The sequence below is a fragment of the Streptomyces sp. NBC_01198 genome, from assembly GCF_036010485.1.
In the GTDB taxonomy this organism is placed as follows: Bacteria; Actinomycetota; Actinomycetes; order Streptomycetales; family Streptomycetaceae; genus Actinacidiphila.
Genome location: NZ_CP108568.1, coordinates 5,138,053 through 5,151,619, shown reverse-complemented (window position 1 = coordinate 5,151,619; position 13,567 = coordinate 5,138,053). Strand labels below are relative to the sequence as shown.

At 73.5% G+C, this 13,567-nt stretch carries 11 protein-coding genes and 1 riboswitch; of the genes, 2 read left to right on the top strand and 9 right to left on the bottom strand.

Annotated elements, in window-relative coordinates; translation table 11 throughout:
* Positions 1–52 precede the first annotated feature (52 nt).
* The 6 genes from OG702_RS23030 to OG702_RS23005 form a co-directional block, all read right to left on the bottom strand.
* Complete coding sequence (locus OG702_RS23030; protein WP_327290816.1) at positions 53–724, bottom strand: transglycosylase family protein; 672 nt, start codon at positions 722–724, stop codon at positions 53–55.
* Between the two features lie 3 nt (positions 725–727).
* Positions 728–867: riboswitch (cyclic di-AMP (ydaO/yuaA leader) on the bottom strand.
* Between the two features lie 389 nt (positions 868–1,256).
* A complete protein-coding gene (locus OG702_RS23025; protein ID WP_327290815.1) occupies positions 1,257–2,270 on the bottom strand; it encodes a transglycosylase family protein in 1,014 nt (337 codons plus the stop codon).
* A gap of 194 nt (positions 2,271–2,464) precedes the next feature.
* Positions 2,465–3,754: a cytochrome P450 family protein gene (locus tag OG702_RS23020; RefSeq protein ID WP_327290814.1), complete on the bottom strand. Its 1,290-nt coding sequence runs from the start codon at positions 3,752–3,754 to the stop codon at positions 2,465–2,467.
* A gap of 23 nt (positions 3,755–3,777) precedes the next feature.
* Positions 3,778–4,842, bottom strand: a complete 1,065-nt coding sequence (locus OG702_RS23015; protein ID WP_327290813.1) for a nucleoside triphosphate pyrophosphohydrolase — start codon at positions 4,840–4,842, stop codon at positions 3,778–3,780.
* A 34-nt stretch (positions 4,843–4,876) separates the two neighbouring features.
* Positions 4,877–5,530, bottom strand: coding sequence for a SurA N-terminal domain-containing protein (locus OG702_RS23010; protein WP_327290812.1), 654 nt, complete (start codon positions 5,528–5,530; stop codon positions 4,877–4,879).
* Between the two features lie 166 nt (positions 5,531–5,696).
* Positions 5,697–6,437 carry an HNH endonuclease family protein gene (locus tag OG702_RS23005; protein ID WP_327290811.1) on the bottom strand — a complete coding sequence of 247 codons (741 nt, stop codon included), beginning with the start codon at positions 6,435–6,437 and terminating at the stop codon, positions 5,697–5,699.
* A gap of 305 nt (positions 6,438–6,742) precedes the next feature.
* Between OG702_RS23005 and OG702_RS23000 the strand changes: the two genes are divergently transcribed.
* Positions 6,743–8,263 (top strand): DUF2079 domain-containing protein, encoded by a 1,521-nt coding sequence (locus OG702_RS23000; RefSeq protein WP_327290810.1) that lies wholly within the window; start codon positions 6,743–6,745, stop codon positions 8,261–8,263.
* 28 nt (positions 8,264–8,291) lie between these two features.
* On the opposite strand, the gene OG702_RS22995 is transcribed toward OG702_RS23000, so the two are convergent.
* From OG702_RS22995 to OG702_RS22985, 3 genes are all read right to left on the bottom strand, one after another.
* Positions 8,292–9,833 (bottom strand): serine/threonine-protein kinase, encoded by a 1,542-nt coding sequence (locus tag OG702_RS22995; protein ID WP_327290809.1) that lies wholly within the window; start codon positions 9,831–9,833, stop codon positions 8,292–8,294.
* The gene (locus tag OG702_RS22990; RefSeq protein WP_327290808.1) at positions 9,830–10,459 is read right to left on the bottom strand and encodes a hypothetical protein; all 630 of its coding nucleotides are present in this window, start codon (positions 10,457–10,459) and stop codon (positions 9,830–9,832) included. Before OG702_RS22990 ends, OG702_RS22995 begins: the two co-directional genes overlap by 4 nt.
* A 93-nt stretch (positions 10,460–10,552) precedes the next feature.
* On the bottom strand, positions 10,553–12,610 hold the full coding sequence (locus OG702_RS22985; protein WP_327290807.1) for an N-6 DNA methylase: 2,058 nt from the start codon (positions 12,608–12,610) through the stop codon (positions 10,553–10,555).
* Positions 12,611–12,810: 200 nt separating this feature from the next.
* Here OG702_RS22985 and OG702_RS22980 point away from each other — a divergent pair, with 200 nt between their 5' ends.
* Positions 12,811–13,506, top strand: a complete 696-nt coding sequence (locus OG702_RS22980; RefSeq protein ID WP_327290806.1) for a hypothetical protein — start codon at positions 12,811–12,813, stop codon at positions 13,504–13,506.
* Positions 13,507–13,567: the final 61 nt, after the last annotated feature.

The following is a 13,567-nucleotide window of genomic DNA, read 5'->3' as shown; positions in this document are numbered from 1 at the left end:
CCCCGAGGGCGGGCCGCGTGACCGGCCGGTCGGTGAGGTTCCCGCCGGGCGGTCAGCCGAGGTACAGCTGCTGGCCCGGGTAGATCAGGTCGGCGTCCTTGACGCTGTCCTTGTTGAGCTCGAAGAGCTTGTGCCAGCCGCCCGCCACGTGGTGGCTGGCGGCGATGCGCGACAGGGTGTCGCCGGAGACGACGGTGTAGTCGCCCTTGCGGGCGGTGTGCCGCTTCCAGTCCGTGGCGGTGTGCTTGGCCGGGGTGGCCTTCTTCGCCGGGGTGGCCTTCTTCGCCGGGGTGGTGGCCTTGGCAGGCGTGGAGGTGCTTGCCGAGGACGACGAGCCGCCGGTGTTGATGTCGGGCGACGGGCCGCCCGCGGTCAGGCCGCCGGCCGACGCGCAGGACCAGGCGCCGGGGCCCTGGATGGCGAGCAGCTTCTCGGCGGCCGCGATCTGCTGGTCCTTGGTGGCCAGGTCGGCGCGGGCCGCGTACTGCAGGCCGCCGGCCGCCTCCCAGCTGGACTGCGAGAACTGCAGGCCGCCGTAGTAGCCGTTGCCGGTGTTGATCGACCAGTTGCCACCGGACTCGCACTGGGCGACGGCGTCCCAGGTGGCCACCGAGGCGGCGGACGAGGACGTGGCGCCGATCAGCGGTATGGCGATGGCGGTGCCGGCGACTCCGGCGAACGTGGCGAAACGGACCATCTTCGAGGCGCGACGGTGCTTACCCATGTGTGTGTTCCTCACCGACGCCTACGAGGTCAGCTGTCGGGTTCGGACGTGAGTTGCCCGGCCGGCACCGCGGTGTTGGACGCGGATGCCCGGCTTCACCCCGAGCCGGACCGGTGGCGTTCACGCAGCGGCGACGTGCTGTCCGCGCTGCGCGGCGTACTGCCTCTGGTCCGGCGGAAGACCGTGGGTCCCCCGCTCCTGCCTGCGGCGCTTTCGCGTCGACTGTTCCCGTGGGGGCGGCGGCAGGACTCGGCGTTCCGCTCCGGCGGGGCCCGCTGTGGCGAGCGTTTAGACGTTAAGCACAGGGGGCCCGGTTGAACAAACACTCGCGTTTCGGGCGCCAACTGCCGTCCGGGATTCGGGGAGTGGAAGAACCCGCAGGTCGGACGGCCGGAGCTCAGCAGCGAGCGAGCAGCCGGTCACAGCTCCGGAGAGAGGCTTGTCACATCGCCGCAGGGCACGGAAATACCGTACGTCCGTTTTGTCACCGGGCTTGCCCGGCACGGCTGTTCGGCCTCCCGGCAGCCGGCGTTCACCCCAGGCTGAGAATCTGTCCGGGTTTGATGAGGTTTGGATTGTCGCCGATCAGCTGGTGGTTGACGTCGTAGAGCCGGTGCCAGCCGCCCGCCACATCATGGCCGGACGCGATCCCGGACAGCGAGTCGCCTGCGCCGACCTTGTACGTACCCGGGTCCGTATCGGCGCCGGTGTCCGTATTGCCGGTGGTGACCGTGTCGTTGGCATCCGCGACGTTCGCGGTGACCGCGGAGGATTCGGTACGGGTCGCCCGGTCGGTCGCTGCCAGCGCCTCGTCGGAGGGGCTGTACGGGCGGGCGTGACGCCCGCTCCCGTCCGTGGGCGCGCTGGGGGCCGCGGGGTCGGCGGGAGCGGCCGGAGGGGTGCCGTGCGCCGTTCCGGGGTGGGCGACCGCGCTGGGCGGCACCGAGCCCGTACCGGGGTGGGCGGGCGTACTTGCCGACGGCGGCGCGGTGGTGGTCGGCGTAGCCGGATCGGCCGGCGTGGCCGGCGCCGACGGATCGGCGGGGGTGGTCGTGGGCGTGCCGGAGTCCGCGGGGGTTCCCGGGTCGGCCGGGTCGGCGGGGGTGGTCGGCGCCGGGGTCGCGGTGGCGGTGCTGCCCGGGTCCACGTCCGGCGTGCCGGTGTCCTTGAGCAGTCCTGTGCCCTTCTCGCAGCCCGGCCAGGCGTCGGGGCCGAGGTCGGCCAGGATCTTCTCGGCCACGGCTATCTGCTGCGACCGGGAGGCCAGGTCGGGCCGCGGGGCGTAGGCCGTGCCGCCGTACTGGCTCCAGGTGTCCTGGGTGATGGCGAGGCCGCCGTAGAAGCCGTTGTGCGTGTCGGCGCTCCACAGGCCGCCGGTCTCGCAGACCGCGACCTTGTCCCAGGTGCTCGCGTCCGCGGCGTGCGCGGCACCCGCGCCCGCGCCCAGCAGGGGCAGCGCCAGTCCTGCGCCGGTCGCCGCGACCGTCACCATGGCCGCTGGGGCCTGGCGGGGACGTCGGTGCCTGCCGTTCCCTGACGAGAGCATGCGGTCGCCTTTCCTCACAGCCTTTACGCGCCCGCGCGGCCCGCCGTCACCGGCAACTGCCACGCACCGTAAGGACCGGCGCGTCCCGCGAGCCGTGCGTGCCTCGCGTTGACCGCAGAACGTAGCGTTGTTGGCCCGGGGATCACAAGTCGATGTAGCGCTCGTCACGTCGGGGTCACGGCCCTGACGTGCGGTCAGTTCCGCTGTGCCGCCTCGGGCGTGAAGGCCACCGGCAGCGCCCGCAGCCCACGCATGATCAGGCCGCCGCGCCAGCGCAGGTCGGCGGGCTCGGCGGCGAGCCGCAGGTCCGGCAGCCGGGTGAGCAGCGTCGCCAGTGCGGTCCTGGCCTCCAGCCGGGCCAGCGGGGCGCCCAGGCAGTAGTGGATGCCGTGGCCGTACCCCAGATGCGGGTTGTCGGCCCGCGCGAGGTCGACCGTGTCCGGCGCGGCGAAGCGCGCCGGATCGCGGTCGGCGGCCGCAAGCACCACGAGGACCGGGTCGCCGGCCGCGACCGGCCGGCCGCCGAGGGTCAGCGCGGTGGTCGCGTAACGCCATGTCGCCAGCTCCACCGGGCCGTCGTGGCGCAGCAGTTCCTCCACCGCGCTCTCCAGCAGCGCGCTCTCGCCGCGGGCGAGGGACGCCTGCAGCTCGGCGCGCGGGCCCGGGTGCGTCAGCAGGGTGTGCATGCCGTTGCCGATGAGGTTGACCGTCGTCTCGAACCCGGCGAAGAGCAGGATGAAGGCCATCGCGGCGGCCTCGTTCTCCGTCAGGTGCTCGCCGTGGTCGCCGGCCCTGATCAGACCGGAGATCAGGTCGTCGGGCGGGCCGCCGTCCGCGCCCGCGCCCGCTCCGGCGGCCAGCTCCGCGCGCTTACGGTGGATCAGCTCGACCAGATACGCGCGCATCCGCTTGACCGAACGAGCCACACCGCCGCGCGGGCCGCCACCGTGCCGGATCATCATCCCGGCCCAGTCCCTGAAGTCGTCCTGGTCCTCGGCCGGCACCCCGAGCAGGTCGCAGATCGCGTAAATGGGCAGCGGGAAGGCGAAGTCGTGGATCAGGTCGGCCTCGCCACGCGCCGCGAAGCCGTCCACGAAACGGTCCGTCAGCTGCTGCACCCGCGGGCCGAAGCCGGCCACCCGGCGCGGGGTGAACGCCTTGGACACCAGGCGGCGCAGCCTGGTGTGGTCGGGCGGATCGATGTTGAGCAGATGCGTCATCAGGTCCGCGCTGCGCTCCCCCGGGATGCCGGTCTTGCCGCGCGCGCCGGGCGACTCCGCGTGATGCACCGGATTCTTGCTCAGCCGCGGGTCCGCCAGCGCCTCCCGGGCGTCGGCGTACCGGGTCACCAGCCAGGCCTCGACGCCACTGGGCAGCGTCGTGCGGTGCACCGGGGCGTGCTCGCGCAGCCAGGCGTACGCCGGGTAGGGGTCGGTGGCGAACTCCCAGGTGAACAGCTCGGGCATCGCGGCGGGCTCGGTCATCCCCCGACCGTACGTGACCGGCGCTACTGCTCCTGAGGGTGCTGCCCGGCCGCCCCGGTCCCGCCCCCGGCCGCCGTCGTGCCCCTCGCTTCGGCCTCCGCGGCGCGGATGGCCGCGCGGTAGCGGCGTGCGGCGTGCCGCAGCGCCGCTTCCGGGTCGATACCCTCCGCCTGGGCCGCGGCGGCCTCGGCCAGCAGATGGTCGCCGAGCGCGGTCTCGTCGCCGTCGAGCGGGACCGGCGGGGTGGCCGGCAGCGGCAGGCCCGCCTCTCGGGCACGGCCGGCGAGCTTGGCCGCGAGCGCCAGCGCGGGGGACGCCGGCGGGACGCCGTCGGTGACCGACTCGCGGGACTTCTCGACGCCCTTGAGCCGTATCCAGTTGGCCCGCACCTGCTCGGGCGTCTCGGCGATCTCGTCGCCGAAGACATGCGGGTGCCGGTGCACCAGCTTGGCCACCAGGCCGGCGGCCACGTCGTCGATCCCGAACGGCTCGTCCGGGTCGTCCTCGGCGATCACCGCGTGGAAGACCACTTGGAGAAGCACGTCGCCCAGCTCCTCGCGCACCGCGTCCCGGTCGCCCTCCTCGATCGCCTCGACCAGCTCGTACATCTCCTCGATGCCGTACTTCGCCAGCTCCTCGTGGGTGCGCTGGCTGCTCCACGGGCACTCGGCCCTGATCCGGTCCATCACCTGCACCAGGTCGAGCAGCCGCGCGCCCGGCAGATCGTAGGAACCGGGCAGCAGCTCCAGGTCGGGCATCGCGACCCGGCCCGAGCCGCCGAGCCTGGCCAGCTCGTCGGTGACGGCCCGGTCGCCCTCTCCGCCGCCCGCGGGCAGATAGACGACCGTGCGGCCGCCGGCCGTCGCCTCGGCCAGCTCGCGGCCGGTGGGCGCCGCCACCTCGACAGCCACGCCCGCCTCCCGCAGGAACGGCAACTGCGGGTGGTCGGGGTCCGCGCACAGCACCCGGTCGGCGCCGCGCAGCGTCTGCCACGCGGGCCAGGACAGCTGGCCGGGCGCCACCCGATGGCTGGTGGTGAGCAGGATCAGCCGGCCGGGGGCGCCTGCGGTGTCGTCGAGGTCGTTCACCCCTTGAACGTACCTCGCGGGTCGGACAACGGCGTCACGCCGCCGGCGCGGCCGAGCCCGGGGTCCTGGTGACCACCCACGGGTCGCTGGCGTCACCGATGATCGCCTTCTTGGCGTCCCAGGCGCCGTAGCGCGGGTTGATCTTCACGCCCAGGCCGGTCGCGGTCTTGGCGATGGCGTTCACGATCGCGGCCTGCCCGCCGTCGCTGCCCGGCTGGAAGCCCAGGTTCACGATCAGCTTGCCGACCAGCGCGTTCGTTCGGAAGAAGCTGTCGGCGCCGGCCGGGACGATGTCGTACTGCTGCAGCAGCGCCGCGTCGAGTGCCTGCTCGCTGCCGCCGAACTGCTGCAGCGCGGCCGCGTGCTGCTGCTGCACCTCGTCGTCGCTGACCGTCACCCCGGCGTCGGCGGCGGCCCGCTCGATGACGGTGTTCTGCACCAGCATGCTCAGCGTCTGGGTCGACAGCTTGCCGCCCGCCGCGACCAGCTGGGCGGCCTGCGGGGAGGCGGCCTGCGCCGCCCGCACCTCGTTGACCTTGTCCTGCAGGGTGGACACGGTGATCCGCTGCCGGCCGACCACGGCCGCGGCGCCGGGCTGCGCCGGTCCCGACCCGCACGCGGTGAGAGCGGGGGACGCCAGCAGCAGGGCGGCTGCGGCGATCGAGACGGCGGTGCGGCGGCGGACCATGGGTGCCTCCCGGCAGGGAACAAGCCTCACGATGCTGATGTGATGATCGAGCACGAGGATATTGATCCTGGGGTGCCGATAGCCAGCACTCCGGCCAACAGGATCCGCACAGCCGCCGCGGCACGTCCCGCGCCGGCCCGCCGTCCGCGGGCCGGCGGGCGGCGGATCAGCCGGTCGGCAGCTTCTCGTCGGAGCAGCCGCCCAGCACCTTGCGCATGGCGTCGCGCTCGGCTGAGGTCACCCACAGGCCGTACTTCTTCTTCACCGCGACCTGCCGCGCCACGTAGTCGCAGCGGTAGGCGGCGTTCGGCGGCAGCCAGGTGGCGGTGTCGCCGTCGCTCTTGCGCCGGTTGGTCGACGAGTCGACGGCCAGCAGGTTGAGCGGGTCGTTGGCGAAGTCCTCCCGCTTGTCGTCCTTCCACTGTGCGGCGCCCTTCTGCCAGGCGTCGGACAGGGCCACGGCATGGTCGATGTCGACCTTGCTCGCACCGCGCGTGTAGGTGATCTTCTTGCCGGTGTAGGGGTCGGCGAGCGTCCCCGACGTCACGATGCACTTCTTCGCGCCGTCCCGGAACGACGTCTGGCGCAGGTCGCGTTTGAGTATGTCGTCGCGTGTGTCGCAGTGGTTGTGGTCGGTGTCCGCCCATGCGGGACCGAAGCGGTCCCGCGAGTAACCGGTCTTCGGCGCCCGGCCCTTCACGGTCAGGTCGCCGACCGCGGCCAGGGCGCTGCCCTTGCCCGCGTGGCCGCTCGGGGCGCTCGCGCCGGAGGACGAGGAACTGCCGGTGCCCGCGTCGACCGTCGGGTCCTTGCAGCCCGCCAGGGTGCCGCCCAGGGCGACGGCGAGGGCCGCCGTGCAGACCAGGGTGCGTGCGGCCCTGGTGTTCGTGTGCGCTGTGTGCGCCATCTGCGCCTCTCAAAGGTCGTCCGGGAGTCCCGGGGCCGGGTCAGGTGGTGGCGGGTCGCCCGGCCGGGTGCGGCGGGCGATGCGAAGAACGGAAGAACATATTGTCAACTGCCTTCCCCCAGCGGCGGAGACTACGGCTCCCCGGACACCGCCACTGCCGCCGACTGCGGCGACCGGATCAATGTCGGCGTGCCGCGATCGGGACCGGCCCTCACCGTGGTCAAGCTGGTGACACCCCGAACCGGGGCGGATCGGGCGAGCCGTGGAGCATGGCGGGGCCGCCGACGCGAAGGGAGGACCCGCGCATGGACGGCGACAGGGACAGTGCGGAGGCCGTACTGCCGGCCCAGGAGTCCGGGCTGCGGGACATCGCCGCGACCGTGCCCGCACGGCGGACGGCCACCGGGCCGGCGGCCGCGCCCGCGGCGGTGCGGCGGTGGCGGCTGCCGGCCCGCCTCGACCCGTGGCTGCTGGCCACCGGCTTCCTGGCCCTCTACGCGGCGCTGTCGCTCTCGCGCTACCGCCGCATGGAGACGATGTCCTGGGACCTGGGCATCTTCGAGCAGGCGGTGCGCGGTTACGCCCATCTGCACGCACCCGTCGCCGACCTCAAGGGGCCGGGCTTCGACGTGCTCGGCGACCACTTCAGCCCGATCACCGCCCTGATCGCGCCCTTCTACCGGGTCTTCCCCACCCCGGCGACCCTGCTGGTCGCCCAGGCGCTGCTGTTCGCACTCTCGGTGGTGCCCGTGACGCGCGCCGCGGCGCACCTGCTCGACCGCGGCCGCGGGCTGGCCCTGGGCGCCGCCTACGGGCTGTCCTGGGGGGTGCAGCGGGCGGTCGACTTCGACTTCCACGAGATCGCCTTCGCCGTGCCGCTGCTGGCCTTCTCCCTCGCCGCGGTGCTGCGGCGGCGCTGGCGGACCGCGATGGGGTGGGCGGTGCCGCTGGTGCTGGTCAAGGAGGACATGGGCGCCGCGGTCGCGATGATCGGCGCGGTGGTGTGGCTGCGGGCCGGCCACGACACCGTGCGCGGCGCCAAAGGCGGCTCCTTCGTCCGCAGTTGGGCGCTCGGCCTGGCGGTCTTCGGCGCCGTCGCCTCGGCCTGGGAGGTCAGCTGGCTCATCCCGGCCTTCCACGGCCCCGGCTACGACGCCCTGAACCACATCAACGGCGACGGGTCCATCACCGCCCACGTCCCGGTGGTCACCGCGCTGCGCACGGTGCTGTGGATCCTGCTGCCGGCCGGCGGGCTGCTCGCGCTCGGTTCGCCGCTGCTGCTGGTCGTGGTGCCGACGCTCGGCTGGCGCTTCCTGTCCCACTACCCGGAGAACTGGGGCACCGCCTGGCACTACAACGCCGTGCTCATGCCGGTGGTCTTCCTCGCCGCGGTGGACCGCGCGGCGCTGCTCGGTGCCCCGGGCCGGCGCTGGGCGCCGGAGTGGCTGCGCTCCTTCGTCCGGGCGGTGCCGCCCGTCATGCTGGGCGCCGCACTCGCCCTGAGCACCCAACTGCCGCTGGCCGGGCTGACGCACCGGGTCGCCTATCAGGTCGACGCCCCGACCAGGGCCGCCAAGCGGGCCCTCGCCGCGATCCCCGACGGTGCCACGGTGGAGGCGAACGTCGGGCCGCTCAGCCGCCTGGTGCGGCGCACCACCGTCTACTGGGTCGGGCAGACCGGCGACCGGGCGCCGGATTACCTGGCGTTCGAGAACCGCTCCGACTGGCTCCAGGACCCCGTCGGCTACGCCCTGCAACTGCACCCGCAGGCCCGCTACTCACTGATCGCCGACGCCGGCGGCTACGTGGTGCTGCGGCGCGACTGAGCAGGCCGCGGCCGTGTTCCCGCCGCCCTCACGCCTGGACCTGGCCGAGCCAGGCCAGGGTCCTGCGGATCTCGGCGGGGAAGGGGTGGTGCGGGCCGTGCACGCGGTCGGCGTCGTAGAGGAGCCGGGTGAGGACGTCGCGGGCGGCCGCCGGGTCGCCGACGGACAGCAGCAGATGGGCCGTCCTGCGGCGGATGTCCAGCGGGGTGCCGGGGCTGGTGGCGGCGTACTGCTCGAAGTACGGCAGCAGCACGCGGTATTCGGACAGCGCGGCCCTGGGGTCGCCGAGCTGCTCCAGGCACTGGGCCGCCTCGTAGCGGAACTGCAGCGCCTGGCGGTCGGCGCCGCCGTACTGCGCGGCGAACTCCTCTGACAGCAGCCGCAGTTCGGGCAGCGCCCGGCGATACTGCCCGTCCTCCATCAACGTCGCCGCGTACTGCTTGCGCAGCGCGCGCAGGACCGGCGAGTGCTCGCCGTGCTTCTCCGCGGCGGCCGGGATGATGCCGCCGAGCAGGTCGACGGCCTGGGTGATCCGGCCGGCGTCAAGCAACCGCTTGACCTCGTCGACGGCCGCCGCCAGGTCGGCGCGCCGCGGCGCCTGCGCCGGCAGCGGGGGCGGCACCGGTGCGGCCACGGCGGGAGCGGGTGCCGCGGCGTGCTCGGGCCAGGGCGCCTGGGGCCGCAGGAAGGGCCGCGTCGGGTCGAGCGGCCCCGGCGCCCGGTGCGCCGAATGCGGCGGCGGAAGCAGCGCGGCCAGCTCGCGGTAGACGTCCAGCGCGCCGGCGGGCCGGTGCTCCGGGTCCTTGCCGAGCAGCCGCAGCACCAGGGACTCCAGCGGCTCGGGCACCTCCGGCCGGAACTGCCGCAGCGGCACGGGCGCCTCGTACAGGTGCCGGTGCAGCACGCCGAGCGCCGTGGTGCCGGCGAACGGCACATTGCCGCTGAGCAGTTCGTGCAGCAGCACGCCGAGCGCGTACAGGTCGGTGCGCGGGCCGACCGCGCCGCCCATCGCCTGCTCCGGCGCCATGTACGCCGGGCTGCCGATCGGCGAACCGGTGTGGGTCAGCCGGGTGGTGTCGGTGTCCATCACCGACGCCACCCCCAGGTCGAGCACCGTGATCGTGCCGTCCGGACGGACCATCACATTGCGCGGCTTGAGGTCGCGGTGGACTATCGGCACCGCGTGCACCGCCGACAGCACGGCGCACAACTGCGCCGCCACCGCCACCGCCCACGGCCACGGATACGGCTCGTGCTCTGCGAGATGGTCGCCGAGATCGGCCCCCTCCACGTACTGCATCACCAGATACAGCTCGTCGCCGTCCGCCCCCGCGTCATGGACGGTCACCAGGCCCGGGTGGTCGACCTGGGCGGTGACCCGGCACTCCCGGTCGAACCGCCGGCGCAGGTCGTCGGCGTCGTCACCGCCGGCGACCTTGTCGGGCCGCAACAGCTTCACCGCGACCCGACGGTCGAGCCGCCGGTCGTACGCCGTCCACACCTGGCCCATGCCGCCCTGGCCGATGACGGTGGACAGTTCGTACCGGCCGGCGATGAGCCGACCGATCACCGGCCCTCCTCCTTGAGGAGGTAGTCGCTCAACTCGTCCAGCTCGGCCCGCACCTGGTCGATCCGCGGCGCCGGGGACTGCCCGGACACGGGCGGCCGGGCGGGCATCGGCGTGTGGGGCGGCATCGGGGTGGGCGTCGGGGTCGGGGTCGGCGCCTGGCTCTGCATCGGCGCGGACCGGGGTATCCCGCCCTGCTCCCGACCCGCGCCCATCGGCGCGGGCACCGGGCCGTACCCGGTCGCGTACGGATTCGGCGGGTATCCGGTCGGCGTCGTGTAGCCGGCCGGCCGGGGCCCCTTGCCCCTGATGTCCATCACGAGGAAGTAGGCGGGGGTGCCGAACATGCACACCAGCACCGTCAACGTTCCCGCGTTGGACTGCCAGGTGTCGGTGTTGTCGTGGGCCAGCCCGACCAGCGTGTAGCCGACGACGATCGCGACGATGTCGATCACCATCAGCGCCCAGTCCAGCGGGTTCTTGCGCACCAGGGCAAGCCGCAGCAGCGAGCCCCACGCGAGGAAGCCGAGTGACAGCACCGGCAGAGCGGTGAAGAGCACGCGCAGCCAGAGCACGGTCGCACGCCCGGCGGGGCGGGGTTGCGGCGGGGCGATGCCGGGGCCGTACATCTGATGCTCCTGGTCGTCGAAGCGGTTGCCTGATCGAGAGCGTATCGGCCGCAACGGACACGCCGCGACGCTTCCTCCACGACCTGTGGACAACTATCCGGGACGCACCGTCCCGTCGGTCAGTCCGTCGTAGAGGCCCCGGACGAGCTGGTCGCCGAGCTGCGTGGCCTGACGCAGCGTCTCCTCGAACGCCGCCAGCGTGCGGAAGCGCTCCCCGTACCGCCGCTGGTCGGCCAGCGGCAGCCGCGGCACCTGGAGCCGACGCACGTCGAGCCTGGTGGAGGTCGAGGCGAAGCTGCTGGCCTGACGGTTGTTGGCGGTGCCGCGCAGGAACCCGGCGAGGAACCACGGGTCGAGGGCGGTGGTGTCCGGGCGCAGCAGATACACGTTGCGCCCCAGCGCGGCGCCGGCCGCGGCGCCGTCCACCACCCGGGCCACCGCGCCGCCGCCGAGGACCGGCACCACCACGTCGCCCTCCTCGACGAGCGCCGGCTCCTCGACGGTGCCGTCCGGCCGGCCCGGCGGGAGCAGCCCCGTCGGTTCGCCGCCGACGACCACGTCGTGCTCGGTCAGCACGGCGTGGCCCGCGGCCGAACCGTCCGCCGGGGCGGTGCCTCCGCCGCCAGCCCGCATCAGCAGGGCGCCGGCCCGCGCGAGTTCGCCGACGGTGGTGGTCGGCCAGCGGGCGGGCTCGCCGACCGCCGGAGGTGCGGGGGCTATCTCCGCGGTGCGGCGCAGGGTCTGCGCCAGCCGGTCACGCACCGACTCCAGCGCGGCCGCGCCCCCTTCGGCGGTGGGCGGTGGCAGATGCCGGGCCGGGGTCACGTCCACGTCGTCGTCGAGCAGCTCGATCACCGGCAGCGTCCGGTTGACCCCGGGGCGGTCAGGCACCGAGCCGTGCAGGTCGAAGCCCGCCCACGTGTCGAGAACCGCGGCGCTGACGGCGTACCAGGGCGCCTTCTCCGCGCCGTGTTCCGGTATTCCGGCGGCGTCGAAGACCAGCAGCTCCCCGGGGGGACGCCGGTCGGGGTCCGGTTTGCGCAGCACCCACAGATGCAGCGGCAGGCCGTGCGGCGGGGCCGCTCCCGCGGGCAGCGCCACGACCGCGCGCAGCGCACCCCTGCGCAGCAGGTCGGCGCGGACCCGGCGGCCGGACCGGCGGGACGCGGCGGCCGGCGGCATGAGCATCACGACGGTGCCGCCGTCGCGGACATGGGCGAGCGAGTGCTGCAGCCAGGCCAGCTCGGACTCGGTACGGGCCGGGAAGCCGTACTCCCAGCGCGGGTCGTAACCCAGCTCGTCGTGGCCCCAGTTGCGGTCGTTGAAGGGCGGGTGGCAGAGCACGGTGTCGACGGTCAGCTCGCGGTGGGCGTCCTCGCGCAGGCTGTCGCCCGAGCTCATCCGGATGCTGACGGCCGGGTCGGTGGCCATGGCGAGCCGCAGCGCGGTGAGCGAGGCGAGCTCGGGGTCGATCTCCTGCCCGTACACGGACTCGGTGGCCGAGGAGGCGCGCAGCAGCGCACCGCTGCCGCTTGCGGGGTCGAGCACGCGGCCGGGACGGTCGCCGGCGAGCGCGGCCATCAGCTCGGCCGGGCCCTGCGGGGTGAGGGTGAACTGCCGCGGGTTGGCGTCCAGATAGCGGCCGAACAGGAACTCGTAGGTCTGGGCAGGGCCGGTGTCCTGGGCGAACTTCGCGGTGGTGCGGAGCAGCGGCACGGCGTCGTCGAGGCTGTCCGGCAGGTGCACCGGGTGCTCGGGGCCGAATCGGGCGGCCAGCGCCGTCTCCATCTCGGCCGGCAGGCGGGCGGCGAGCTCGTCGTCGGTCGCGGCGGTGTAGCTGACGGAGAGCGCGGGGTCCCCCTGCATGACCATCAGCAGGGATCCGGCGATGCGCAACGCGGCCGGCACGCCGTCGGGGTGGCTGTCGGCCCGCTGCCAGAGCCGCTCGTGCGGCGGCACGGAGGGGAGCTTGCCCTGCTCGTGGAGCCAGCGCTCGACGGCCGTCAGCTCGTAGGTGGGACTGGTGTCTGAGCCACCGACGGGCCGGGGGAAGTCGTCGTGGCGTCGGCGCCAGTTGCTGACGGCGGCCCTTCCGACACCCGCCAGCCTGGCGATTCCCGCCGCTGTCACCTCACTCGCGTGCTCGGGCACGGTTTTCTCCTTCCCCCGGTTCGTCCGCGTTCGACGTGTTCGTGTGAGCGAGCATACCCAGCGATCGTGGGCGAACCCCTTCACGGCGTGAACATCACTCGTTCGAGATTTCCCGTTGACTCGGTTAACAGTCGAATGCTCTCATGGTGACAACGGTTCACAGGGCCATCGAGGCCCGCCGAACACTGGGGGGAAATCCCATGTCCAAGACGTCTCTCGTCCGGCTCGCCGCCGCAGGCACCGTCGCCGGCGTCCTCGCTGTCGGCGCGGCCGCCTGCGGTCCCGCGGACGACTCCGCCTCCTCGGCCGCCTCCGCCGGCTCGACCGGCGGCAAGGCGGGCGGCACCGCCTCGTCCGCGCCCGCGTCGGCGGCAGCCAAGAAGAAAGAGGGCAAGCCGGCGGTCAAGCCGGCCTTCAAGGGCGACGGCACCTTCCAGGTCGGCACCGACATCCAGCCCGGCACCTACAGGACCAGCGGGAACGACGACGGCATGTGCTACTGGGAGCGCGCCAAGGACGCCAAGGGCGGGACGGACTCGATCCTGGCCAACGACAACGTCACCGGCAGCAGCTACGTGACGATCAAGAAGACGGACAAGATCTTCAAGACGACCGACTGCAAGGACTGGTTCGCGGCCGGCGCCGAGAAGAGCGGTGCGCCGAAGACGTCGATGCCCGGCGACGGCATGTTCAAGGTGGGCACCGACATAGCCGCCGGCACCTACAAGACCAGCGGCGGGGACGCCTGCTACTGGGAGCGCACCAAGGACGCGCTGCACGATGTGGACTCGATAGCGGCGAACGACAACGTCACCGGGAAGGGCGTGGTCACCATCGGCAGCCGCGACGCCTACTTCAAGACCTCGGGCTGCGGCAAGTGGACGAAGACCGACTGACGCCGGCGCCGCGCCCGGCCGGCGGCTGACCGGCCGGGCGAGGAGGGCCGGGCGGGCACGG